The 24,128-nt window shown below is 56.9% G+C and carries 25 protein-coding genes and 1 riboswitch; of the genes, 14 read left to right on the top strand and 11 right to left on the bottom strand.

Going from position 1 to position 24,128, the window contains the following annotated elements:
• The first annotated feature begins 67 nt into the window (after positions 1-67).
• The 3 genes from glnP (at position 68) to ybiO (ending at position 3,798) form a co-directional block, all read left to right on the top strand.
• Entirely contained in the window at positions 68-727 is a 660-nt protein-coding gene (gene glnP / locus F153LOC_RS14845; protein ID WP_095281341.1) for a glutamine ABC transporter permease GlnP, read from the top strand.
• Positions 724-1,446 carry a glutamine ABC transporter ATP-binding protein GlnQ gene (glnQ, locus tag F153LOC_RS14840; RefSeq protein ID WP_100777107.1) on the top strand — a complete coding sequence of 241 codons (723 nt, stop codon included), beginning with the start codon at positions 724-726 and terminating at the stop codon, positions 1,444-1,446. The genes glnP and glnQ overlap by 4 nt, the downstream gene beginning before the upstream one ends.
• A gap of 138 nt (positions 1,447-1,584) precedes the next feature.
• Positions 1,585-3,798, top strand: coding sequence for a mechanosensitive channel protein (gene ybiO, locus F153LOC_RS14835; protein ID WP_102105208.1), 2,214 nt, complete (start codon positions 1,585-1,587; stop codon positions 3,796-3,798).
• Between the two features lie 41 nt (positions 3,799-3,839).
• On the opposite strand, the gene rlmF is transcribed toward ybiO, so the two are convergent.
• Complete coding sequence (rlmF, locus tag F153LOC_RS14830; RefSeq protein WP_158238468.1) at positions 3,840-4,757, bottom strand: 23S rRNA (adenine(1618)-N(6))-methyltransferase RlmF; 918 nt, start codon at positions 4,755-4,757, stop codon at positions 3,840-3,842.
• A gap of 247 nt (positions 4,758-5,004) precedes the next feature.
• On the opposite strand from rlmF, the gene mcbA reads away from it, so the two are divergent.
• The 3 genes from mcbA to ybiJ all read left to right on the top strand — a co-directional run bounded on the left by mcbA (position 5,005) and on the right by ybiJ (position 6,206).
• Entirely contained in the window at positions 5,005-5,271 is a 267-nt protein-coding gene (gene mcbA, locus F153LOC_RS14825) for a DUF1471 family periplasmic protein McbA (protein ID WP_100777110.1), read from the top strand.
• Between the two features lie 122 nt (positions 5,272-5,393).
• Positions 5,394-5,660 (top strand): DksA/TraR family C4-type zinc finger protein, encoded by a 267-nt coding sequence (locus F153LOC_RS14820; RefSeq protein WP_100777111.1) that lies wholly within the window; start codon positions 5,394-5,396, stop codon positions 5,658-5,660.
• Positions 5,661-5,945: 285 nt separating this feature from the next.
• On the top strand, positions 5,946-6,206 hold the full coding sequence (ybiJ, locus tag F153LOC_RS14815; RefSeq protein WP_100777112.1) for a DUF1471 family protein YbiJ: 261 nt from the start codon (positions 5,946-5,948) through the stop codon (positions 6,204-6,206).
• 116 nt (positions 6,207-6,322) lie between these two features.
• Here the strand turns inward: ybiJ and ybiB are convergent, their stop codons facing one another.
• The 3 genes from ybiB to rhlE all read right to left on the bottom strand — a co-directional run bounded on the left by ybiB (position 6,323) and on the right by rhlE (position 11,021).
• Positions 6,323-7,288 (bottom strand): DNA-binding protein YbiB, encoded by a 966-nt coding sequence (ybiB, locus tag F153LOC_RS14810; protein WP_102105210.1) that lies wholly within the window; start codon positions 7,286-7,288, stop codon positions 6,323-6,325.
• Between the two features lie 66 nt (positions 7,289-7,354).
• The gene (dinG, locus tag F153LOC_RS14805) at positions 7,355-9,532 is read right to left on the bottom strand and encodes an ATP-dependent DNA helicase DinG (protein ID WP_102105211.1); all 2,178 of its coding nucleotides are present in this window, start codon (positions 9,530-9,532) and stop codon (positions 7,355-7,357) included.
• A gap of 97 nt (positions 9,533-9,629) precedes the next feature.
• The gene (gene rhlE, locus F153LOC_RS14800) at positions 9,630-11,021 is read right to left on the bottom strand and encodes an ATP-dependent RNA helicase RhlE (protein WP_102105212.1); all 1,392 of its coding nucleotides are present in this window, start codon (positions 11,019-11,021) and stop codon (positions 9,630-9,632) included.
• A gap of 232 nt (positions 11,022-11,253) precedes the next feature.
• On the opposite strand from rhlE, the gene cecR reads away from it, so the two are divergent.
• The 5 genes from cecR to F153LOC_RS14775 all read left to right on the top strand — a co-directional run bounded on the left by cecR (position 11,254) and on the right by F153LOC_RS14775 (position 16,981).
• Entirely contained in the window at positions 11,254-11,931 is a 678-nt protein-coding gene (gene cecR / locus F153LOC_RS14795) for a transcriptional regulator CecR (protein WP_102105213.1), read from the top strand.
• Entirely contained in the window at positions 11,928-12,923 is a 996-nt protein-coding gene (hlyD, locus tag F153LOC_RS14790) for a secretion protein HlyD (protein ID WP_100777117.1), read from the top strand. The genes cecR and hlyD overlap by 4 nt, the downstream gene beginning before the upstream one ends.
• The gene (locus F153LOC_RS14785) at positions 12,916-14,655 is read left to right on the top strand and encodes an ATP-binding cassette domain-containing protein (RefSeq protein WP_102105214.1); all 1,740 of its coding nucleotides are present in this window, start codon (positions 12,916-12,918) and stop codon (positions 14,653-14,655) included. The genes hlyD and F153LOC_RS14785 overlap by 8 nt, the downstream gene beginning before the upstream one ends.
• Positions 14,645-15,778 carry an ABC transporter permease gene (locus F153LOC_RS14780; protein WP_100777119.1) on the top strand — a complete coding sequence of 378 codons (1,134 nt, stop codon included), beginning with the start codon at positions 14,645-14,647 and terminating at the stop codon, positions 15,776-15,778. The genes F153LOC_RS14785 and F153LOC_RS14780 overlap by 11 nt, the downstream gene beginning before the upstream one ends.
• Before the next feature lie 96 nt (positions 15,779-15,874).
• Complete coding sequence (locus F153LOC_RS14775; protein WP_100777120.1) at positions 15,875-16,981, top strand: ABC transporter permease; 1,107 nt, start codon at positions 15,875-15,877, stop codon at positions 16,979-16,981.
• Here the strand turns inward: F153LOC_RS14775 and F153LOC_RS14770 are convergent.
• A complete protein-coding gene (locus F153LOC_RS14770; RefSeq protein WP_100777121.1) occupies positions 16,943-17,353 on the bottom strand; it encodes a YbhQ family protein in 411 nt (136 codons plus the stop codon). The two genes, F153LOC_RS14775 and F153LOC_RS14770, sit on opposite strands and share 39 nt — an antisense overlap.
• 133 nt (positions 17,354-17,486) lie before the next feature.
• Between F153LOC_RS14770 and F153LOC_RS14765 the strand changes: the two genes are divergently transcribed.
• Genes F153LOC_RS14765 through F153LOC_RS14755 form a run of 3 tightly spaced genes read left to right on the top strand, consistent with a single transcriptional unit; the run spans position 17,487 to position 20,448 of the window.
• Complete coding sequence (locus tag F153LOC_RS14765; protein WP_102105215.1) at positions 17,487-18,248, top strand: endonuclease/exonuclease/phosphatase family protein; 762 nt, start codon at positions 17,487-17,489, stop codon at positions 18,246-18,248.
• Positions 18,245-19,486 (top strand): cardiolipin synthase ClsB, encoded by a 1,242-nt coding sequence (gene clsB / locus F153LOC_RS14760; RefSeq protein ID WP_100777123.1) that lies wholly within the window; start codon positions 18,245-18,247, stop codon positions 19,484-19,486. The genes F153LOC_RS14765 and clsB overlap by 4 nt, the downstream gene beginning before the upstream one ends.
• On the top strand, positions 19,486-20,448 hold the full coding sequence (locus F153LOC_RS14755) for a YbhN family protein (protein WP_102105216.1): 963 nt from the start codon (positions 19,486-19,488) through the stop codon (positions 20,446-20,448). The genes clsB and F153LOC_RS14755 overlap by 1 nt, the downstream gene beginning before the upstream one ends.
• A gap of 78 nt (positions 20,449-20,526) precedes the next feature.
• Here F153LOC_RS14755 and F153LOC_RS14750 read toward each other — a convergent pair whose 3' ends face one another.
• The 6 genes from F153LOC_RS14750 to moaA all read right to left on the bottom strand — a co-directional run bounded on the left by F153LOC_RS14750 (position 20,527) and on the right by moaA (position 23,998).
• On the bottom strand, positions 20,527-21,234 hold the full coding sequence (locus tag F153LOC_RS14750) for a Bax inhibitor-1/YccA family protein (protein ID WP_100777125.1): 708 nt from the start codon (positions 21,232-21,234) through the stop codon (positions 20,527-20,529).
• 57 nt (positions 21,235-21,291) lie between these two features.
• Positions 21,292-21,744: a molybdopterin synthase catalytic subunit MoaE gene (moaE, locus tag F153LOC_RS14745; protein WP_102105217.1), complete on the bottom strand. Its 453-nt coding sequence runs from the start codon at positions 21,742-21,744 to the stop codon at positions 21,292-21,294.
• Between the two features lie 2 nt (positions 21,745-21,746).
• Positions 21,747-21,992 (bottom strand): molybdopterin synthase sulfur carrier subunit, encoded by a 246-nt coding sequence (gene moaD, locus F153LOC_RS14740; protein ID WP_102105218.1) that lies wholly within the window; start codon positions 21,990-21,992, stop codon positions 21,747-21,749.
• Complete coding sequence (gene moaC / locus F153LOC_RS14735; RefSeq protein ID WP_100777128.1) at positions 21,985-22,470, bottom strand: cyclic pyranopterin monophosphate synthase MoaC; 486 nt, start codon at positions 22,468-22,470, stop codon at positions 21,985-21,987. Before moaC ends, moaD begins: the two co-directional genes overlap by 8 nt.
• 3 nt (positions 22,471-22,473) lie before the next feature.
• Entirely contained in the window at positions 22,474-22,986 is a 513-nt protein-coding gene (moaB, locus tag F153LOC_RS14730; protein WP_102105219.1) for a molybdenum cofactor biosynthesis protein B, read from the bottom strand.
• 22 nt (positions 22,987-23,008) lie between these two features.
• A complete protein-coding gene (gene moaA, locus F153LOC_RS14725) occupies positions 23,009-23,998 on the bottom strand; it encodes a GTP 3',8-cyclase MoaA (RefSeq protein ID WP_100777130.1) in 990 nt (329 codons plus the stop codon).
• Positions 23,986-24,119, bottom strand: a riboswitch (molybdenum cofactor riboswitch). Its footprint overlaps the gene before it by 13 nt.
• Positions 24,120-24,128 lie beyond the last annotated feature (9 nt).

Genomic DNA, 24,128 nt, shown 5'->3' with positions numbered 1-24,128 from the left:
AGAAGAAGTACGCTCGGGGGCGACCTTTCGCCCCTGCTTTTTAGAACCACGGTAACAGGAAATTATCATGCAGTTTGACTGGAGCGCCATCTGGCCTGCCATTCCTCTCTTGCTTGAAGGCGCCAAAATGACCCTGTGGATTTCGGTCCTCGGTCTGGTTGGCGGGTTGTTTATCGGCCTCGTGGCTGGTTTCGCTCGCACCTACGGCGGCTGGATTGCAAACCACATCGCACTGGTTTTCATCGAAGTGATCCGCGGAACGCCTATCGTCGTCCAGGTCATGTTTATCTACTTCGCCCTGCCAATGGCTTTCACCGATCTGCGCATTGATCCGTTCAGCGCCGCCGTGGTGACCATTATGATCAACTCCGGCGCCTACATCGCGGAAATCACGCGTGGCGCGGTACTGTCGATTCATAAAGGCTTTAGCGAAGCGGGTCTGGCGCTGGGGCTGTCTCGTCGCGAAACCATCCGCCACGTGATCCTGCCGCTGGCGCTGCGCCGTATGCTGCCGCCGCTCGGTAACCAGTGGATCATCAGTATTAAAGACACCTCGCTGTTTATCGTAATTGGCGTGGCCGAGTTGACCCGTCAGGGCCAGGAGATCATTGCCGGTAACTTCCGCGCACTGGAAATCTGGAGTGCCGTGGCCGTTGTTTATCTGATTATTACGCTGCTGCTGAGCTTTGTTCTGCGTCGCCTTGAAAGAAGGATGAAAATCCTGTGATTGAATTTAAAAACGTCTCCAAGCATTTTGGTCCAACCCAGGTGCTGCATAACATCGATCTGGACATCAAACAGGGCGAAGTTGTCGTCATTATCGGGCCGTCAGGTTCCGGCAAATCGACGCTGCTGCGCTGCATTAACAAGCTTGAAGAGATCACCAGCGGCGATCTGATCGTTGATGGCCTGAAGGTCAACGACCCGAAAGTGGACGAGCGTCTGATTCGCCAGGAAGCGGGTATGGTGTTCCAGCAGTTCTACCTGTTCCCGCACCTGACGGCGCTGGAAAACGTGATGTTTGGTCCACAGCGCGTGCGCGGTGCCAATAAAGCGGCGGCTGAAAAGCTTGCAAAAGAACTGCTGGCGAAAGTCGGCCTTGCCGAGCGTGCCCACCACTATCCGTCCGAACTTTCTGGCGGCCAGCAGCAGCGTGTGGCTATCGCCCGCGCGCTGGCTGTAAAACCGAAAATGATGCTGTTCGATGAGCCAACCTCCGCGCTCGACCCGGAACTGCGTCACGAAGTATTGAAGGTTATGCAGGATCTGGCGGAAGAAGGGATGACAATGGTCATCGTGACCCATGAAATCGGCTTTGCCGAGAAAGTGGCATCCCGGCTGATTTTCATTGATAAAGGGCGTATTGCGGAAGACGGTAATCCGCAAGAGCTGATTGCTAACCCGCCTAGCCAGCGCCTGCAGGAATTCTTGCAGCACGTGTCGTAATCATCGCCGTTGCTTCACACCAGCCGGGCCGCTCTGTCGCCCGGCTTTTTTATGCCGGATTGTTCCCAAAAACTTCTCTGCCCCACCTGCCATCTATACTTATCATTTTGCTGAACATTTTCTTCATCGGAGGAAGCCGTGCCGTGGATCCTGCTGCTTTTGCTTTGCCTGTTCGGTGCACCCGCTCAGGCTGTCACCCTCCCGGGCGTTACCTCAGGCGCGTCTGCCTCTCAGTCGAGCACGCCTGCTGCGGAGCCGGATGTTGAGCAAAAGAAAGCTGCCTATGGCGCGCTGGCCGACGTGCTGGAGAATGACACCTCGCGCAAAGAACTCATCGACCAGCTGCGCACCGTCGCGAAAACGCCGCCGCAGGAGCCGGTCCCCAGCATTACGCCACCTGAAGTGACAAGCGAAAAAACCGTGCTGGAGAATGTGACTGACGTCAGCCGGCACTACGGCGAAGCCCTCTCCGCCCGCTTCGCACAGCTCTACCGCAACCTGATTGGCTCCCCGCACAAACCCTTTAATCCACAAACATTCAGCAACGCCGCCAGCCACTTCCTGATGCTGGCCGGGGCGATCTTCGCTTTTTACTGGCTGGCGCGGCTGTGCGCGTGGCCGCTGTACCGCAAAATGGGAGAGTGGGGACGCAGAAAAAATCGTGAGAAAAGCAGCTGGCTTCACTTGCCGCTCATGATTGCAGGCGCATTCGTCATTGATTTACTGATTCTGGCCCTGACGCTGTTTGTGGGCCAGGTGCTGAGCGATAACCTTAATGCCGGAAGCCAAACCATCGCCTTCCAGCAAAGCCTGTTCCTCAATGCCTTCGCCCTGATCGAGTTCTTCAAAGCCCTGTTACGCCTGATATTTAGCCCGCGCGTGCCGGATTTACGCCCGTTCACCGTCAATGACGAAAGCGCCAAATACTGGGCGCTACGCCTGAGCATTCTAAGCGGTCTGATAGGCTACGGCCTGCTGGTCGCGGTGCCCATTATCTCGAATCAGGTCAATGTGCAAATTGGCGCCCTGGCAAACGTGCTGATTATGCTCGGGATTACCGTCTGGGCGCTGTACCTGATTTTTCATAATAAAAAGGCGATTACCAACGGCCTTTTGCACCTGGCGGACCGCTCGCTCTCATTCTTCAGCCTGTTTATCCGCGCGTTCGCGCTGGTGTGGCACTGGCTGGCGAGCGCCTATTTCATCGTACTGTGCTTCTTCTCCCTGTTCGATCCGGGTAACAGCCTGAAATTTATGATGGGCGCCACCTTCCACAGTCTGGCGATTATCGGCATCGCGGCCTTTGTCTCCGGTCTGCTTTCACGCTGGATTTCAAAAACCATCACCCTGTCCCCGCAGGTACAGCGAAATTATCCCGAACTGCAAAAACGGGTGAATGGCTGGATCTCCGCCTCCCTGAAAGTGGCGCGGATCCTGACCGTCTGCATCGCCGTGATGCTTCTGCTCAGCGCCTGGAGTCTGTTTGATTTTTGGAACTGGATGCACAACGGCGCGGGCGAAAAAACCGTGGATATTTTAATTCGCATCGCACTGATTCTGTTCTTCTCGGCTATCGGCTGGACGCTGCTCGCCAGCCTGATTGAAAACCGGCTGGTGTCCGATATTCACGGCCGCCCGCTCCCCAGCGCTCGCGCACGCACGCTGTTGACCCTGTTTCGCAACGCACTGGCGGTGATCATCAGTACCATCACCATCATGATTGTGCTGTCTGAAATCGGCGTGAATATCGCTCCGCTGCTGGCAGGTGCCGGTGCGCTGGGTCTGGCGATCTCCTTCGGGTCGCAAACCCTGGTGAAAGATATTATTACCGGGATCTTTATTCAGTTTGAGAACGGGATGAATACGGGCGATTTGGTCACGATTGGGCCGTTAACCGGCACCGTCGAGCGGATGTCGATTCGTTCCGTGGGCGTGCGCCAGGACACCGGCGCGTACCACATCATTCCGTGGTCATCGATTACCACCTTCGCCAACTTTGTGCGCGGTATCGGTTCGGTTGTGGCCAATTACGACGTGGATCGGCATGAGGATGCGGATAAAGCGAAGCAGGCGCTGAAATCGGCGGTTGAAGAGCTTATGGAGATGGACGATATTCGCGGGCTGGTGATCGGTGAGCCGTCGTTTGCCGGGATTGTCGGGCTGACGAATACCGCCTTTACCCTGCGCGTTTCGTTCACTACCCAGCCACTCAAGCAGTGGACGGTGCGGTTTGCACTCGACAGCATGGTGAAGAAACACTTCGATATCGCCGACGTGCGACCGCCAGTGCAAACCTACCAGGTCCTCCCCGCGCCGGTGTCACCACCGCCGCCGCAGGAGCCAACCCTATAGGCCCGGTCAGCCAAGCGCCACCGGGCAACGGGCAACGGGCATCAGAATGGTCGGCGGCGTTTCGCGTCATCCATAAAGGACCAGGCGATAAAGCGGCTCTGCTTCTGTCCCTGGGCCATCTCTTTTTTCACCACTTTCACCGCGCCGACGTCGGTCAGTGCACGGTAGAGCGGCGGCAGGTTATCGCCGCGAGAGACCAGCGTCGTGAACCATTTCACCTGACGGCCAAACGGCTTACTTTCGGCGATCATTTTCTCGATAAAGGCCACTTCGCCCCCTTCGCACCACAGCTCGTGCTGCTGGCCGCCGAAGTTAAGCGCACCCTCTTCCGGCTGGCCGAGATTGCGGCGTTTGCGCTCGCTACCGGCGCGGGCGGTGGCTGCCGAATCGTGGAACGGCGGATTACACATTGTGGCATCGTAGTTTTCATTCTTATGAATGATGCCGTTGAAAATCATGGAGGCATCTTTCTGGCGACGCAAACGGATGGCGCGGGTTAAGCCCTCGTTACCATTGATGATCGCCTGGGCGCTGGCAAAGGCTTCCGGCCCCGTTTCGCTGCCCGTAAAACGCCAGCCGTACTCATGCGCGCCAATCAGCGGGTAAATCAAGTTCGCGCCGGTTCCGATATCTAACACCGTCGCCTGTTTCGGGATCTCACCGCCATTGCCTTCCGCCAGCAAATCGGCGAGATGGTGGATATAATCCGCGCGTCCCGGCACCGGTGGACAGAGAAAACCTTCGGGAATGTCCCACTGCGCAACACCATAAAAATGGGCCAAAAGCGCCTTGTTCAGCGCCTTTACCGCCAGCGGGTCGGCAAAATTAACTGAGGGTTCACCCGCTGGGGTCTGCACGATAAATTCCTGCAGTTGAGGGCAGCTTTGACACAGGGCATTCATGTCGTAGCGGCTACGATGGCGGTTACGCGGGTGTAATCCCGGCTTTTGGGCAGTCATGGCATTCTCCTTTTCACAGCGGCGTAAGATACCCTCTGATGACCCAACGGTAAATAACTCTCTTTCTGGCACAACAAATCGCCAAAAATCAGCAACCTGTATGTCTATGATCTGTCAATAATTTGTCAATTTATATCGTTCAAAAAATAAGCAGATCACCATCAAATTTTTGCGCTAAATCACATTCCGTATCCTTCTAAACTTAATCTGAATCACCCATCGTCATTCAGACTCAGAGGATGTGATTATGAAAAAATACCTGACACTCATCGTTGTTGCCGGAGCCCTTGCAACCGCCTCGCTTCCCGCCTGGTCCGTTCAGCCGCTTACAACCGATAGCGATACCAGCCAGCTACGTCCTGCAGGGACAGTCTCCGCAACCGGTGCAGCGAATCTTGACGATCTTCAGCATAAGCTGGCTGAGAAAGCCCGCCAGGAAGGGGCTAAAGGGTTCGTTGTGGAATCCGCCAGCGGCGACAATCGTATGTTTGGCACAGCAACCATCTACAAATAGTCTCCCCGCCAACGAACTGCATCTGTTTAAAAAGATGCAGTTCTCTTTTCGCTTTTCTTGACTGTACGTTTTTCAACCCCATATTCATTCTATAAAGGTTTATCTTCCATCAGGAGAGAGCTATGGCTTCCGGTTGGGCAAATGACGATGCCGTGAACGAACAGATCAACAGTACAATTGAAGATGCTGTCGCGCGCGTTCGCGGTGAGATACCGCAGGGTGAAAGTCTGTATGAGTGTGAGGAGTGTGGGGAGATCATTCCCGAGGCGCGGCGTAAAGCCATGCCAGGCGTAAGGCTGTGCATCGCATGCCAGCAGAGTAAAGATTCAAAAAACACTTCACATTCAGGATATAATCGCAGAGGATCGAAAGACAGCCAGCTACGTTGACTCTTCTTTACCTTAAACGAAGCCGCAAGCGGTTACCTTTACGCTCACGGATTTTTTAAGACCGCGTGGCAAAACGTGCCCTCTTTACTCCCTCTGTAAAGCGCAACGACAAGAACTGTAAAACGCTGCTCTGAATTTATTAATAATCAATAAGTTATTTGTCATTCAATTTTTTTGAGCAATGCTGTCAATTCTCTTCGATTTTATCTTTCGCAAAAAAACGTGATACTTATCACATCGACGGAACATCGTCCCCTTAACAGAATAACCTGCGAGAGATTAACTATGAAAACCATCAAATATGCTGTTGCCGCTGTTGCCCTGTCTGCTCTGTCATTTGGCGCGTTCGCTGCGGAATCTGTGACTTCTGCTCAGGCGCAGAACATGAATAAAATCGGTGTGGTGAGTGCTGAAGGCGCGACCACGCTGGATGGTCTGGAAGCAAAACTGGCTGAGAAAGCGTCTGCTGCGGGTGCAAGTGGTTACACCATCACTTCTGCTAACACCAACAACAAACTTAGCGGTACTGCGGTTATCTACAAATAACCCAACGAATTATGCTCCACGCTCGCTATACCCTCTGGCGAGTTGCTCCAACCCTCATTGACCCTGTTGTTGTTACCCTTTGTTTGCCCGTCCTCACCGGACGGGCTTTTTTTTGCCTAGAAAAACTCTGCCACGCGTTTAAGCCCAGCCTCAACGGAACCCGTCTCCCCCGTCGCCAGCAAACAGCACGCCATCTGTAGCTTCAGAGAGTGCGGAACCGGTTCACTCCCGGTCAGACAGCGCTCGGTCCAGCGGGCCGTGGTTTCAGCATCTTTTGCCGTCGGCAGAACGAGGTCGCCTTCCGGCTCCACACCGCGCTCCAGCACGACGCGCGTGCCCTGCTTGTCGATAAGCGTTATCTGCGGGCAGCGCTGCGGATTGGCATACGCCTCGCCTTCGGTGCCGTGCATCAACAGCCCTTTACCGCCAATATCGGCGAAGAAGCCCGCCACGCGAGTGACATACTCCGGATGCGAGACGCTGGACAGACGCAGCGCAGCATCTTCCTCAAACGGCGTAGCCAGTTTCGCCAGCGTATGAGCACTGTTACGCACGCCCATGCGCCAGCGCATATCCAGCTGTTTTTCGAGAGGGGGGCACAGCGCGCTCACCGGAATATAGACCGGATGATGGCTTTCGAGTTTGGCCTGCGCTTGTCCGGCATGAAGCGTCGGCGCAATGCCCATTAATTCAAAAATGGTTTCAGTCAGCACGCGCGTGGGATCGGCGCTGACGCCGTGCACAACGACCGGGAAACCGAGTCTGTTCAGCAGCACCGCCAGCAGCGGCGTCAGATTCGCCTGTTTGCGCGCGCCGTTATAGGTGGGAATGACAATCGGCATCGGTTTGGCGACAGGCGGCGTCAGGCGGAAGGTTTGCGCCTGCATCGCCTCATAAAACCCGCGCATCTCCGCTTCTCCTTCGCCTTTAATGCGCAGGGCAATCAGAATGCCGCCCATCTCCAGCTCTGGCACATCGCCGTTCAGCATGTGGGTGTAGAGCGCGCGAGCGGTTTCCTGGTCCAGATCGCGGGCATGATTCTTCCCGCGTCCTACCTCTTTGATAATTTTGCGATAATCCACGACATTTCTCCTGGCAACATCATTGACACACTATAGCCCTGAAAAAGCCATCAACGATAGTGTTGCTTATTTTCTGCCGGGACTTCGTCGTCTCGCTCCCGGCGCTTTTTTCCGCGCCGCCACCACGGTCGTTGGCCGCTTTGTCACTTCCGGTACGTCGGGTTGCTCGATAGGAAATACCGGTAAGGCGTTGAGCAGGCGCTGGCCGTAGTTTTTGGTCAGCAATCGTCGGTCATAAATGACGATTTCGCCCCAGCAGCCGTGGCTACGAATCAGTCGCCCCACCTGCTGAATCAGGTTAAATGATGCCGCAGGCAGGCTTTGCACCTCGAACGGATAGCGGTTGAGGCTTTTCAGCCACTCGCCTTCAGTAATCACCACCGGGCTGTCGATGGGCGGGAATGCGATTTTATGGATATGCACCTGCGTCAGGTAGTCGCCCTTCAAATCCAGCCCTTCCGCAAAGGACTGCAGGCCGATCAGCACGCTGCGCTCGCCGTTATCAATGCGTTTACGGTGGGTTTCCACCAGCCGGTAGCGCGGCTGATCGCCCTGCACCAGCAGCAATAAGCGCAGGTCAGTGACATAGGTTAAAAACAGCTGCATCGCGCGATTACTGGCAAACAGCACCAGCATGCCGGGGTATTTCTTGCTTTCGACCTGCTCGCGGAAATAGGCGGCCATCTCGGCAATATGCTGCTCTTCATGCTCCATCAGCGGCTCATGCTGCATTTTCGGGATCACCAGTTTGCCCTGCTCGCAGTGGTTAAACGGGGAATCCAGCGAGACAAAGCGGTCGCCCGCTTTCTCTTTGAGACCGCTCATCTCCTGCAACCGCGAAAAGCTGTTGAGGGAGCGTAGCGTTGCAGACGTAACCACCACGTGCGGCACGCTGCGCCAGATCAGCTTTTCCAGCTGATCGCTGACGCGGATCCCCACGCAGTGGAAGAAGAGGTGAATTTGCCCGTCTTTGGCTTCCCGCGTCGCCCATTTGGTCACCGGCGCGCCGGAGGCCTGCGCCATCGACGCCAGCCGCCACAGCTTGCTTTGGCTCTCAAACATGCTCAATGCGCGATTCATCTGCAACAAAACGCGATGCACGCGCACTACGTCATGCGTCCCGGTTTTTTCACTGAGATCGTTGAGGAACATCTCCGCCAGCCCGCGCAGCTTTTCCAGGTGCTTCGCCAGCTGCTTGCAGATCTCCATGATCTCATCCGGCAGCTCACCCATCGCAAAACGATGCTCCGCTTCCTGGGTGGCCGGAAGATACAGATCAAGGATCGTGTTGAGTGAAGCGATAAGGGCGTAGATCTCTTCGCAGTGTGCGCTCAGCCGCTCAGGCACCGCCAAGGGCGGCGTGGTTTTGGGGCGGAACTGCTCCATGCAGGTGGCAATCAGCTTACAGAACAGATCGAGCTGCAGGCGAAACCACGGCGCGGTGATTTCCGCACTCATCTCCAGGGCATCGCGCGCCACGTCCGGCAGATGGTGTCCTTCATCAAGAACCAGCAGCAGGTTTTTCGGATCGGGAAGGACCGATTCGCTCTCCAGCGCCGCCATCACCAGCGCATGGTTAGCCACCACCACTTCCGCCTCCTGGATTTCGCGACGTGCAACGAAGAACGGACATTCACGGTAGTAATGGCAGTTGCGATTCAGGCAGCTGGCTTTATCAGTGCTCAGGCGACGCCACAGATCGTCGCTGATGGCTTTATCCGTGTGATCGCGCAGGCCATCCCATTTATAGCCGTCGAGATCGACCTTCAGCGTTGCGCACAGCTCCTGCTCGGCTTTGTTATTCGGGGTGAGATCATCATCCAGAAACGCCAGCAAATCCTGCTGGGTCGCTTCGGTACTGGCAAGCCCCGCCAGATTGCGTGGGCACACGTAGCGCCCGCGTCCAAACGCGGCGGTGAACCGCAGCTCAGGGATAATTTTGCGCAGCAGCGGTAAATCTTTGCTGTAGATCTGATCCTGCAATGCCACGTTGGCGGTGCTGACCACCAGCGTTTTTTGCTCTTCGCGTGCGATGGCAATGCCAGGAATTAAATAGGAAAGGGTTTTCCCGACGCCGGTGGGTGCTTCGATCGCCAGATGCCGCCCGTCGTCCCCGGCGAGCGTCTTCGCCACATCGGCAATCATCTGCCGCTGCGGGGCTCGGGGAATAAAGTCGGGGATCTGCTGTTGCAGCGCCTTATACCAGGCGGCAATTTGCGCTTTGAGCGCAGCGGTTAAAGCCATCGGGGAACCTGAAATACTGTATAAACAGCCACTATTGTGGCACGTTCGCGGGGTTGTCGCAAAAAGAAAAGCCCGGCGTTAGAGCCGGGCTTCCAGATTACTGCGCGGAGGCAGGTTTACGCGGGCGGCGTCGGCGTTGGCCTTCACCTGCGGGTTTTGCTTCCCCGCTACGCCATGGGTTTTCCCCGGCGGGTTTCGCGTCACCTGTACGGCGCGGCGGTTTGCCTGCCGCTTTTGGTGCGCCACCTTCTGAACGGCGCGGCTGCTGGCTTCGGCCACCACCGCCCTGTCCACGACCACCGCCGCCACGCTGTTGGCGACCGTTCTGAATCGGCTCCGCTTTGATGGAAGCATCCACTTCATAGCCTTCGAGGGCGATACGTGGGATCTCTTTTTTCAGCAGACGTTCGATGTCATGCAGCAGTTTGTGTTCATCGACGCAAACCAGAGACAGCGCTTCACCGGTTGCCGCCGCACGGCCAGTACGGCCAATACGGTGAACATAATCTTCCGGAACGTTTGGCAGCTCATAGTTCACGACGTGTGGCAGCTCTTCGATGTCGAGGCCACGCGCCGCGATATCCGTTGCCACCAGAACGCGAATGTCGCCCGATTTGAAATCGGCCAGCGCACGGGTACGCGCCCCCTGGCTCTTGTTGCCGTGGATGGCTGCACTGCGAATGCCATCTTTATTCAGCTGTTCTGCCAGGTGGTTGGCACCGTGTTTGGTACGGGTAAAGACCAGCACCTGCTGCCAGTTACCTTCGCCAATCATCTGGGACAGCAGTTCCCGCTTACGCTTCTTGTCGACGAAGTGAACGTGCTGGGTCACCTGCTCAGAGGCGGTGTTGCGACGTGCCACTTCGATTTCCAGCGGATTACGCAGCAGTTTTTCCGCCAGCCCTTTGATCTCGTCGGAGAAGGTCGCGGAGAACAGCAGGTTCTGACGACGTGCAGGCAGTTTCGCCAGCACGCGACGAATATCGTGGATAAAGCCCATATCCAGCATACGGTCTGCTTCATCCAGCACCAGGATTTCAACCTGATCCAGTTTGACCGCGTTTTGATGTTCCAGATCCAGCAGACGGCCCGGCGTGGCGACTAAAACGTCAACGCCGCTGCGCAGTTTCATCATCTGTGGATTAATGCTCACACCACCGAAAACCACCAGCGAACGGATGTCGAGGTAACGGCTGTATTCCCGGACGTTTTCGCCGATTTGCGCAGCGAGTTCACGGGTGGGGGTCAGGATCAGTGCACGGACCGGGCGACGGCCCTTCGCGTGAGGCTCTTTCTGAACCAGACGCTGCAGCAGTGGCAGGGTAAAGCCAGCCGTTTTACCGGTGCCGGTCTGGGCACTGGCCATCAGGTCACGGCCTTCCAGCACCGCAGGGATCGCCTGCTGCTGAATAGGGGTTGGCTCAACGTAGCCCTGCTCTGCAACAGCGCGCAGAATTTCCGGGTTCAGGCCAAGGGTATCAAAAGACATAAAAACTCCGAACCGCCCCGACCGTCACAGGTGTAGTTTTCAGGGAGATAAGACGAAACGAGTAGGACAAAAACCACAATGTCACGAAGCAGCGGAGTGTAGCAGATTTTGTGACATGGCGCATAAAATATCCCGGCGGGATTCATCAACAAAATATTGCTCCACCCGACTGGACAAGGTGAAAATTTAAACATAATCTTAATCAATCGATTGATTAATTTTTAATGACGCTATGAATCCAACTCCGACGACCACCAAAGGTGAACAGGCCAAAAGCCAGCTGATTGCCGCAGCACTTGCCCAGTTTGGCGAATATGGCCTGCACGCCACCACCCGCGATATCGCCGCGCAGGCCGGGCAAAACATTGCTGCCATCACCTACTATTTCGGTTCGAAGGAAGATTTGTATCTCGCGTGCGCCCAGTGGATCGCCGATTTCATTGGCAGCCGTTTTCACGAACAGGTTGCCGCCGCCACCGCGCTGCTTAGCGAGCCATCACCGGATCGCGCCGCCATCCGCGCGCTTATCCTGAACGCCTGCAACAATATGATCGCCCTGCTCACCCACGACGATACGCTGAATCTGAGTAAGTTTATTTCGCGGGAGCAGCTCTCGCCCACCGCCGCCTACCAGCGGGTCCACGATCAGGTGATTGCCCCGATGCACACCCACCTGACGCAGCTGATTGCGGCCTACACCGGGCGCGACGCGAGCGACACACAGACCATTTTGCATACCCATGCGCTACTCGGCGAAGTGCTCGCTTTTCGCCTGGGTCGGGAAACCATCCTGCTGCGCACGGGCTGGACACAATTTGATGAGGATAAATCCGCGCAGATCAGTCAGGTCATCACCTGTCATCTCGACCTGATCCTGCAAGGTTTAACGCAAAGGAGCCTGGAGTCATGAAAAAACCTGTCGTCGCCATACTGGCGGTGGTCGTTGTACTGGCAGCCGGGATCGGCGGCTGGCTGTGGTATCAGAGCCAGCAGGATCGCGGTCTTACGCTCTACGGCAACGTGGATATCCGCACGCTTAATATGAGCTTCCGCGTCGGAGGGCGGCTGGAATCTCTCACGGTGGACGAAGGCGATACCATCACCGCCGGGCAGACGCTGGGCCAGCTGGACAAAGCACCGTACGAAAATGCGCTGATGCAGGCCAAAGCCAGCGTGTCCGTGGCTCAGGCGCAATATGATCTGATGCTGGCGGGCTATCGCGATGAAGAGGTCGCGCAGGCCGCAGCCGCCGTTAAACAGGCACAGGCCGCGTTTGATTATGCGCAGAACTTCTACAACCGCCAGCAGGGGTTATGGAAAAGCCGCACCATTTCCGCAAACGATCTGGAAAATGCCCGCTCCTCACGCGATCAGGCCCAGGCCACGCTGAAATCCGCCCAGGACAAATTAAGCCAGTACCGCACCGGTAACCGTCCGCAGGATATCGCCCAGGCAAAAGCCAGTCTCGAACAGGCTCAGGCACAGCTGGCGCAGGCGCAGTTGGATCTGCACGACACCACGCTGGTGTCCCCGTCCAACGGCACCCTGATGACCCGCGCCGTGGAGCCAGGCAGCATGTTAAGCGCGGGCAGCACCGTGCTGACGCTCTCCCTCACCCGCCCGGTATGGGTGCGCGCCTACATTGATGAACCGAATCTGAATCAGGCCCAGCCAGGGCGCGAGCTGTTGCTCTACACCGACGGGCGTCCCGATAAGCCCTATCACGGTAAAGTCGGGTTTGTCTCTCCGACCGCCGAGTTCACGCCAAAAACCGTTGAAACCCCGGATCTGCGCACGGACCTCGTCTATCGCCTGCGCATTATTGTGACCGATGCCGACGACGCGCTGCGCCAGGGGATGCCGATCACGGTGAAATTTAACGATGGGGACCGACATGAATGATGCGGTTATCCAGCTCAATAATCTGGTGAAACGCTTTGCGGGCATGGATAAGCCCGCAGTAGCACCCCTTAATTGCACCCTGCAAAAAGGCTATGTCACCGGGCTGGTCGGCCCGGATGGCGCAGGCAAAACGACGCTGATGCGGATGCTCGCCGGATTACTGAAACCCGACGAAGGCACGGCCTCAGTCCTCGGGCTGGACCCGATCAAAGACGATAGCGAACTGCATGCGATGCTCGGCTATATGCCGCAGAAATTTGGCCTGTACGAAGATCTGACGGTAATGGAAAACCTTAATCTGTATGCCGATCTGCGCAGCGTCACGGGCGAAACGCGGCAAAAAACCTTCGCCCGTTTGCTGGAATTTACCTCGCTGGGGCCATTTACCGACCGGCTGGCCGGTAAGCTCTCCGGCGGCATGAAGCAAAAACTGGGGCTGGCCTGCACCCTGGTCGGCGAACCGAAAGTGTTATTGCTGGACGAACCCGGCGTCGGCGTGGACCCGATTTCTCGCCGCGAGCTGTGGCAGATGGTCCACGAACTGGCCGGTGACGGAATGCTGATTCTCTGGAGCACTTCGTATCTCGACGAGGCCGAACAGTGCCGCGACGTCCTGCTGATGAACGAAGGCGAACTGCTCTATCAGGGCGAGCCGACGGCGCTGACGCAGCAGATGTCCGGGCGCTGTTTTCTCCTGCACAGCCCCGATGAGACCAACCGCAAACTGTTGCAGCGGGTACTGAAATGTCCTCAGGTGAGCGACGGCATGATTCAAGGGCGTTCGGTGCGCGTGATCCTCAAAAAAGAGGCCACCGCCGACGATATCCGCCAGGCACAGGGCATGCCGCAAATTGAGATAGAAGAGACCGCCCCGCGCTTTGAGGATGCGTTTATCGACCTCCTTGGCGGCGCCAGCACCTCTGAGTCACCGCTGGGAGCCATTCTGCATACGGTGGAGGGTACGCCCGGCGAGACGGTGATCGAAGCCAAATCCTTAACCAAAAAGTTCGGGGATTTCGCCGCGACGGATAACGTCAATTTCGCCGTGAAGCGCGGGGAAATTTTTGGTCTGCTCGGGCCGAACGGTGCAGGGAAATCGACCACCTTTAAAATGATGTGCGGCCTGCTGGTGCCCACCTCCGGTAAAGCGCTGGTGCTGGATATGGATCTGAAGGTCAGCTCCGGCAAAGCCCGTCAGCATCTGGGCTATATGGCGCAGAAATTCTCGCTCTACAGCAACCTGACCGTCGAGCAGAATCTGCGCTTTTTCTCGGGGGTCTACGGCCTGCGTGGGCGGGCGCAAAGTGAAAAAATTGCCCGGATGAGCGATGCCTTTGGTCTTACTCATATTGCCTCGCACGCCACCGACGAACTGCCGCTCGGCTTTAAACAGCGGCTGGCGCTGGCCTGCTCCCTGATGCACGAGCCGGATATCCTGTTTCTCGATGAACCGACCTCCGGCGTCGATCCCCTCACCCGCCGTGAGTTCTGGCTGCACATTAACAGCATGGTGGAGAAAGGCGTCACGGTGATGGTGACGACCCACTTTATGGATGAAGCGGAGTATTGCGACCGCATCGGGCTGGTCTATCGCGGCAAGCTGATTGCCCACGGCACGCCGGACGATTTAAAAGCTGAGGCGGCCGACGACGAGCAGCCCGATCCCACCATGGAACAAGCGTTTATCACCCTGATTAACGACTGGGATAAGGAGCACGCCCATGAGCATTAAGGCGATTTCCTGGCGCCGGGTGCGCGCTCTGTGCGTCAAAGAGACGCGGCAGATCGTGCGCGACCCGAGCAGCTGGCTGATTGCGGTGGTGATCCCCCTGCTGCTGCTGTTTATCTTTGGCTACGGGATAAACCTCGACTCCAGCAAGCTGCGGGTGGGGATTTTACTGGAACAGCAGAGCGAAGAAGCGCTCGATTTCACCCATGCAATGACCGGCTCGCCATACATCGACGCCACCATCAGCGATAACCGTGAAGCGCTGATCCAGAAGATGCAGGCCGGGAAAATTCGTGGGCTGGTGGTGATCCCCGTGGATTTTGCCGCCAATATGGCACGGGCAAATACCGACGCACCGATTCAGGTGATCACCGACGGCAGCGAGCCAAACACCGCCAATTTTGTGCAGGGGTATGTCGAGGGGATCTGGCAGCTGTGGCAGATGCAGCGAGCGGAAGATCGCGGCGAAAAGTTTGAGCCGCTGATCGACGTGCAAACCCGCTACTGGTTTAACCCTGCCGCCATCAGCCAGCATTTTATTATCCCCGGCGCGGTGACGATAATCATGACCGTCATCGGCGCGATCCTCACCTCGCTGGTGATTGCCCGCGAATGGGAGCGCGGCACCATGGAGGCCCTGCTCTCCACGGAAGTGACGCGCGTGGAACTGCTGCTGTGCAAGCTCATCCCCTATTACTTCCTCGGCATGCTGGCGATGCTGCTCTGTATGCTGGTGTCGGTGTTTATCCTTGAGGTGCCCTATCGCGGCTCGCTGATTCTCCTGTTCCTGATCACCAGCCTGTTTTTGCTCAGCACCCTGGGCATGGGCCTGTTGATTTCGACCATCACCCGCAACCAGTTTAACGCCGCGCAGGTGGCGCTGAACGCGGCGTTTCTGCCGTCGATTATGCTCTCCGGGTTTATTTTCCAGATCGACAGTATGCCCGCCATTATCCGCGCGGTGACCTATATCATCCCGGCGCGCTACTTTGTGAACACGCTGCAAAGCCTGTTCCTGGCGGGCAATATTCCGGCGGTGTTGATCGTCAATATTCTGTTTTTGATGGCGTCGGCGGTGATGTTTATCGGCCTGACGTGGTTGAAAACAAAACGGCGTCTGGATTAAACGCCGTCTAAAACATACCCGGTAGAGAGGCTTGCCGGGCCGACGTGGTTTTGTAGGTCGGGGTCGCGAAGCGCCACCCGACACGAGGATGACACGATGTTTCATCGCTTATGGACATTAATTCGCAAAGAGCTGCAATCGCTGCTGCGTGAACCGCAGACCCGCGCGATCCTGATCCTGCCGGTGCTGATCCAGGTTCTGCTGTTTCCGTTTGCCGCGACGCTGGAAGTGACCAACGCCACCATCGCCGTCTACAACGAAGACAACGGCAAACACTCCGTGGAGCTGACCCAGCGTTTTGCCCGCGCCAAAGCCTTTACCCATGTGCTGCTGCTGAAAAGTCCGCAAGAGATCCAGCCCACCATCGACACGCAAAAGGCGCTGCTGCTGGTGCGTTTCCCGGCCGATTTTTCGCGTAACCTGGATAACGTCCAGACCGCGCCGATGCAGCTGATTCTCGACGGGCGCAACTCCAACAGTGCGCAAATCGCCGCCAACTACCTGCAGCAGGTCGTGAAGAATTACCAGCAGGAGCTGATGGAGGGGAAAGCCAGGCCGAATAACAGCGAGCTGGTGGTGCGCAACTGGTATAACCCGAACCTGGATTACAAATGGTTCGTGGTGCCGTCGCTTATCGCGATGATCACCACCATTGGGGTGATGATCGTGACGTCGCTCTCCGTCGCGCGCGAACGTGAACAAGGGACGCTGGATCAGCTGCTGGTTTCCCCGCTCGCCACCTGGCAGATTTTCGTCGGCAAAGCCGTGCCTGCGCTGATTGTCGCCACTTTCCAGGCCAGTATTGTGCTCGGCATAGGTATCTGGGCGTATCAAATTCCGTTTGCCGGATCGCTGGCGCTGTTTTACTTCACCATGCTGATTTACGGGCTGTCGCTGGTGGGATTCGGGCTGTTGATTTCGGCGCTCTGCTCAACGCAGCAGCAGGCGTTTATCGGGGTGTTTGTCTTTATGATGCCGGCGATTTTGCTCTCAGGGTATGTTTCGCCTGTCGAGAACATGCCGGTGTGGCTACAGGACCTGACCTGGGTGAATCCGATTCGGCACTTTACCGATATCACCAAGCAGATCTATCTGAAGGATGCGAGTCTGGATATTGTGTGGGGAAGTTTGTGGCCGCTACTGGTCATAGCGGCCACGACAGGCTCAGTGGCGTACGCGATGTTTAGACGCAATATCGCCTAGCTTTTTCTCTTTGGTCAGCAATGAGACCACTGCGGGTCCTGCCAGAATGACCAGGCCCGCCAGGGCCAGCAGCAGGTTGTTATGCAGCACCCGCGACAGCAGCCACAGGACGATTAACGCTGCACCAAAATACCAGGTGGTGGTGAGCTCTTCGAGCACATCACCCACTTCACGCCAGCGCGCGTCGTGGTGACGCTGTAAAAACAGCATCGACAGCACGGTCACGCCATACATCGCACATAATCCCAAGCCGACATGCACCAGCGTGCCGCTCTTCCAGCCCATTACCAGTACCGCCACGACCAGTAAATGCAACATTATCTGCCAGCAACTGAGGCCAGTTGCGACACGAACGCGTTGTTGCCACTTCATGGCTTCTCTCCTGAAGGATATTTCTCTGCTAGTTCAGAGTACCGCACTTTACGGAAAATTCCGTAACACCGCATCTTTTTGTGACGCCGACTACACTTTATTTTCATCAGGATAGTGACGCTGGCAGGAGCATATGACGCAAAAAACCCGGCATTTTTCGCTCAAAATTTTGACGATTAACACACACAAAGGCTTCACGGCATTTAACCGCCGCTTCATTTTACCCGAGCTGCGTGACGCGGTACGTACCGTCGGCGCGGATATCGTCTGCCTGCAGGAAGTGATGGGCGCGCACGATATTCACCCGCTGCACGTCGAGAACTGGCCGGACACCACCCACTACGAATTTCTGGCTGATACCATGTGGAGCGACTATGCCTATGGCCGCAATGCAGTCTACCCGGAAGGGCACCACGGCAACGCGGTGCTGTCACGTTTTCCCATCGAACATTATGAAAATCACGACGTGTCGGTGGGAGAAAGTGAAAAACGCGGGCTGCTTTACTGTCGGATAAAACCGCCGGATCTGGCCTTTCCGGTTCACGTGGGCTGCGTTCATCTCGGCCTGCGGGAAGCGCATCGCCAGGCACAGCTGCAGATGATGACCCGCTGGGTCAATTCGCTGCCGGATAACGATCCGGTGGTTATCGCCGGTGATTTTAACGACTGGCGACAGCGCGCAAACCGCCCGCTGAAGGCCGATTCCGGGCTGGATGAGATTTTCACCCGGGCGCATGGTCGCCCGGCGCGCACCTTCCCGGTCAGTTTTCCTCTGCTGCGCCTGGATCGCATTTACGTCAAAAACGCCCACGCCAGCCATCCGAGCACCCTGGCGCTGCGCGGCTGGCGTCACCTGTCTGACCATGCCCCGTTAAGTGCGGAGATTCACTTATGAAAAGTTCATGGCGAGAAGGTAACCAAATTACGCTGCTGGAAAATGGCGATGAGTATTATCCCGCCGTTTTTGCTGCCCTCGATGCCGCAGAGCAAAAAGTTATTCTCGAAACCTTTATCTGGTTCGAGGACGACGTGGGCCGTCAGCTCCATCAGGCCGTGCTGCGCGCGGCTCAGCGCGGTGTCAAAGTCGAAGTGCTGCTCGACGGCTACGGTTCGCCCGACCTCAGCGACAGCTTCGTCAACGAGCTGACCGCCGCAGGCGTCGTGTTCCGCTATTACGATCCGCGCCCGCCGCTGTTTGGCATGCGTACCAACGTGTTTCGCCGGATGCACCGCAAAATTGTGGTGGTGGATGGCAACGTCGCGTTCGTGGGCGGGATCAACTACTCCGACGAACACATGTCCGACTACGGCCCGGAGGCGAAGCAGGATTATGCGGTGAAAGTCGAAGGCCCGGTGGTGCAGGATATCTTGCTCTTTGAGCTGGAAAATCTGCCGGGGCAGTCGGCGGTGCGCCGCTGGTGGAAACGCCATCATCGCCCGGAAGAAAACCGCCAGCCCGGTGAGGCGCAGGCGCTGTTTATTTGGCGCGATAACGACGAGCATCGGGACGATATTGAACGCCATTATCTGAAAATGCTCGCCAATGCGAAGCGCGAAGTGATCATCGCCAACGCCTATTTCTTCCCCGGCTACCGTCTGCTGCACGCCATGCGCAATGCCGCACGGCGTGGGGTGCGGGTCAAACTGATTGTACAGGGCGAGCCGGATATGCCGATTGTCACCGTCGGCGCGCGGCTGCTGTACGACTATCTGGTCAAAGGCGGCGTGCAGATTTACGAGTATCGCCGCCGCCCGCTGCACGGAAAAGTGGCGCTGATGGACGATCACTGGGCGACCGTTGGCTCCAGCAATCTCGATCCCCTGAGCCTGTCCCTTAATCTGGAGGCTAACCTGATCATCCACGATCGCGCATTTAACCAGACCCTGCGCGACAATCTTACGGGCATTATCGCTCGCGATTGCGTGCGGGTAGATGATTCGATGGTGCCGAAACGCACCTGGTGGAATCTGACCAAAAGCGTGGTGGTGTTCCACTTCCTGCGCCACTTCCCGGCGCTGGTGGGCTGGCTGCCGGCTCATACGCCCAAGCTCGCACTGGTGCCGGCGCCTGTTCAGCCGGAAATGGAGACCCAGGACAGGGTTGAAGCCGAAAACTCAGGGGTGAAACCGTAATGAGCAAATCACATCCGCGCTGGCGGCTGGCTAAACGCATTCTCACCTGGCTGTTTTTTATCGCTGTTGCCGTGCTGCTGGTGGTCTACGCGCAGAAAATTGACTGGGAAGAGGTGTGGAAAGTCATCCGCAACTACAACCGGCTGGTGCTGCTCAGCGCCGTCGGGCTGGTGATCGTCAGCTATCTGATTTACGGCTGCTACGACCTGCTGGGCCGCGCCTACTGCGGGCATAAGCTGGCGAAACGCCAGGTCATGCTGGTATCGTTTATCTGCTACGCCTTTAACCTGACCCTCAGCACCTGGGTGGGCGGCATCGGCATGCGCTACCGCCTCTATTCGCGCCTCGGGCTGCCGGGCAGTACCATCACGCGCATTTTCTCGCTAAGCATCACCACCAACTGGCTCGGGTATATCCTGCTCGGCGGGGTGATTTTCACCATTGGCGTGGTGCAGCTTCCGGCCCACTGGTATATCGACGAAACGACGCTGCGGATTTTGGGCATCGTCCTGCTGCTGATCATCGCGGCGTATCTCTGGGCCTGCGCATTCGCAAAACGCCGTCATATGACCGTCAAAGGGCAGAAACTGGTGCTGCCGTCGTGGAAGTTCGCGCTGGTGCAGATGGTGATCTCCAGCGCTAACTGGATGGTGATGGGGGCCATTATCTGGCTGCTGATTGGCGAAGAGGTGAACTATTTCTTCGTGCTTGGCGTGCTGCTGGTGAGCAGTATAGCCGGGGTAATTGTCCACATTCCGGCCGGGATCGGGGTGTTAGAAGCAGTGTTTATTGCCCTGCTGGCGGGGGAACACGTGTCTCACGGCACGATTATCGCGGCGCTGCTGGCCTATCGAATGTTGTACTACTTCCTGCCGCTGGCACTGGCGACGGTCGGCTATTTGATTCTGGAGAGTCGGGCGAAAAAGCTGCGGGCGAAGAATGAGAAAGCGATGGCGAAATAACAAAAACCGGGTGGCGATCCACTGATCAGAAATATGAATTGCATGCCCGGCAGGCGTAAACGCCGCCGGGCACAGCAATCAGCGGCGGTTACCGAAAATCCGCAGCAGCATCAGGAACAGGTTGATGAAGTCCAGATAGAGCGTTAACGCGCCAAGAATGGCGTATTTGCGCAGGTTACCGCTGTCACGCACGTCAATCTGCTCGCCGATGTTTTTCAGCTTCTGAGTGTCATACGCCGTCAGGCCGACAAACACAATCACCCCGATGTACGTCACCGCCCACATTAGCGCTTCGCTTTTCAGCCAGAAGTTTACCAGCGACGCCAGCACAATCCCGATAAGCGCCATAAACAGCATATTGCCGAAACCGCTCAAATCACGTTTGGTGGTGTAGCCGTAAAGGCTCATGGCACCGAACATCCCACCGGCCACCACAAAGGTGCTGGCGATAGAGGAGTAGGTGTAGACGATAAAAATACTGGAGAGCGTCAGGCCGGTCAGCGCCGAATAGAGCATAAACAGCGTGGTCGCCATGCCCGCACTGAGCTTTTGCACCAGTCCGGAAAGCACAAACACCAGCGCCAGCTGGGCGATAATCAGCCCAAAGAAGGTGATTTTGCTGGAAAAGATAAACATCATCAGTTCGGGGGTATTGGCAGCGTACCACGCGATAAACGCAGTTAACAGCAGGCCGCAGGTCATCCAGCCGTACACCTGCGCCATATAAGTTTGCAGGCCGCTACGCGTCTGCTGAACGATTGAATCCGAACGTGGAAATCGGTCCATGATAACTCCTGATTAAGTGGGCACACCTTTTAAGATTAACACATCCGCGCCATCCGGTTACCAGCGGCTGGCAGCCTGCTTGTCGCTGTCACGCGATTCCACCCAGCGTTCCCCTTCCGGTGTGGCTTCACGCTTCCAGAACGGCGCGCGGGTTTTGAGATAATCCATAATAAATTCACCGGCATCGAACGCGCTACCGCGATGCGAGCTGGTGACACCAACAAAGACAATCTCTTCGCCAGGCCACATTTCGCCGACGCGGTGAATCACCGTGACGCGACCGAGTAGCCAGCGCTGACGGGCCTCTTCCACAATAGCGGCAAGCGACTTTTCCGTCATCCCCGGATAATACTCGAGGGTCAGCGCGCTCACACTCTCCCCCAGATTATGGTTCCGGACTTTACCGGTAAAGGTCACCACCGCGCCGTCTTCGTCGCGCTCGGCCAGCCAGCTGTATTCCGTGCCGACATTGAAGCGTTCCGGTCCAACAATAATCCGCGTGTCAGCCATGATTAACCCCCTGTGACCGGCGGGAAAAACGCCACTTCATCACCGGCGTGAAGCGGATGGGAAAACTCCACCAGCGTCTGATTCACCGCCGCCAGCAGTTTTCCCTCTTCGAGCGCCAGCGCCCAGCGATCGCCTTGCGCCGCCAGATGGGCACGCAGGGCTTCGACGTTGTCGAACGGCGTCTCGAGGGTCAGGCTGTCGGTATTGACAAGCTCTCGCACCTGAGCAAAAAAAAGCACTTTAATCATGATTGTCCGCCCTGAAATCACCGGATTTGCCGCCACTTTTCGCCAGCAGACGAACCGGGCCAATCACCATATCCTTCTGCACCGCTTTGCACATATCGTAAATGGTGAGCGCCGCAACCGAGGCCGCCGTTAAGGCCTCCATCTCGACGCCTGTTTTGCCGGTCAGACGGCACAACGTCTCGATACGCACGCGGTTGTGCTCCGGCTCGGCCTGCAGGCTCACTTCAACCTTGCTGAGCATCAGCGGATGACACAGCGGGATAAGATCCCAGGTACGTTTCGCGGCCTGAATTCCGGCGATACGCGCGGTAGCGAAAACGTCACCCTTGTGGTGGCTGCCGTCGATAATCATCGCCAGGGTTTCTGGCAACATGGTTACGAAAGCCTCGGCGCGCGCTTCACGCACCGTTTCGGCCTTGGCGGAAACATCCACCATATGCGCTTCGCCAGCGGCGTTAATGTGGGTCAATTGCGACATAGCTTATTTCTTCAAATGAGGATGAAAATTACACGGACGAGTGCGGGCATCCAGCTGCGGAGCGATGATGTTCTCCCACGCGGTGCGGCAGGCTTTGGTGGAGCCTGGCATGGCGAAAATCAGGGTGTTGTTGGCGATCCCGGCCACGGCGCGCGACTGCAGCGTGGACGTACCGATCTCCTCAAAGGAGAGCATCCGGAACACTTCGCCAAAGCCCTGGATTTCGCGGTCGAAGAGCGGGAGCAGCGCTTCTGGCGCCTGATCCCCTGCGGTAAAACCGGTGCCGCCGGTGATCAATACCACCTGCACCTCTGCGCTGGCGATCCACTGGGAGACCTGAGCGCGAATGGCGTAGCGATTCTCTTTCACTATCGCTTTATCAATGAGGCTGTGCCCCGCCTCGTGGGCGGCGTCGCGCAGCCAGTGGCCGGAGGTGTCATCCTCCTCACCACGACGTTCAGAAACGGTAAGAATAGCAATACGCGTCGGAATAAATTCAGCGCTGACCTGACTCATTTTCTGGTTCCTTTTAAGCCGATTACCCGCCGATGTAAGACAGGTTTTGTGTAATCCCGGTGTCGCCCTGATGCAGGAAATGGGTCTGTTTTTTATGCGTCAGAGCAGCAGAAATGCGCGCTTCGAGGGCCTCCTGCTGCGCATCGTCTTCCAGCAGATCGCGAAGATCCACGCCGCCGTCGCCGAACAGGCACAGATGCAGCTTGCCCACAGACGAGACGCGCAGACGGTTGCAGGTGGCGCAGAAGTCTTTCTCATAGGGCATGATAAGCCCAATTTCCCCTTCATAATCCGGGTGACAAAAGACCTGCGCCGGCCCGTCGCTGCGTTGGCGAATCTGGTGGATCCAGCCGCGCTTCAGCAGCGCATCGCGCAGCACCATGCCGGAGATATGATGACGACGGAACAGGTCGCTGCCCTCGCCCGTCTCCATCAGCTCAATAAAACGCAGTTGAATGCGGCGGGGTTTGACCCACGCGAGGAAGGTGTCGAGCTGGTGATGGTTTACATCGCGCATCAGCACCGTGTTGACTTTGACTTTGTCGAAACCGGCTTCGAACGCCGCATCGATCCCCTCCATCACCTGGCGAAACTTATCCTGCCCGGTGATGGCGTGAAACTGGCGTGCATCGAGGCTGTCGACGCTGACGTTGATGGCCGTGAGACCCGCATCGCGCCACTGGGCCACATCGCGGGCCAAGCGATAGCCATTGGTGGTGACGGCGATTTGGCGAATGCTCTCGTTTTCACGAATGGCGGCGATGATGTCGGGAAAATCACGACGCAGAGAGGGTTCGCCACCCGTGAGACGGACTTTTTCCGTGCCAAGCTCAGAAAACGCACGCGTGACGCGGCGCACTTCCTCGACGGAAAGAAATCCGTTATTGGTGACGCTGCCCGGCTTGTAGCCGTCTGGCAGGCAATAGGTGCAACGAAAATTGCACACATCGGTAATCGACAGACGTAAATAGAAAAACTTACGCGCGAAAGCATCTGTGAGTTGAGAAGCCATGTACACCTTTCCAGTACGGGAGGCACAGTCATTTCTTTCTGTACCCTGGTGACGTTTCCGTCACGGCCAGGGCGCCATATCGTGTGACACAGGCGCCAGGGCTAGAGTGTATGTTTTCAAATTTGAAAAC

Source organism: Lelliottia sp. F153 (assembly GCF_002870005.1).
Classification (GTDB): Bacteria; Pseudomonadota; Gammaproteobacteria; order Enterobacterales; family Enterobacteriaceae; genus Enterobacter; species Enterobacter nimipressuralis.
This window is presented reverse-complemented; position numbering and strand designations above follow the sequence as displayed.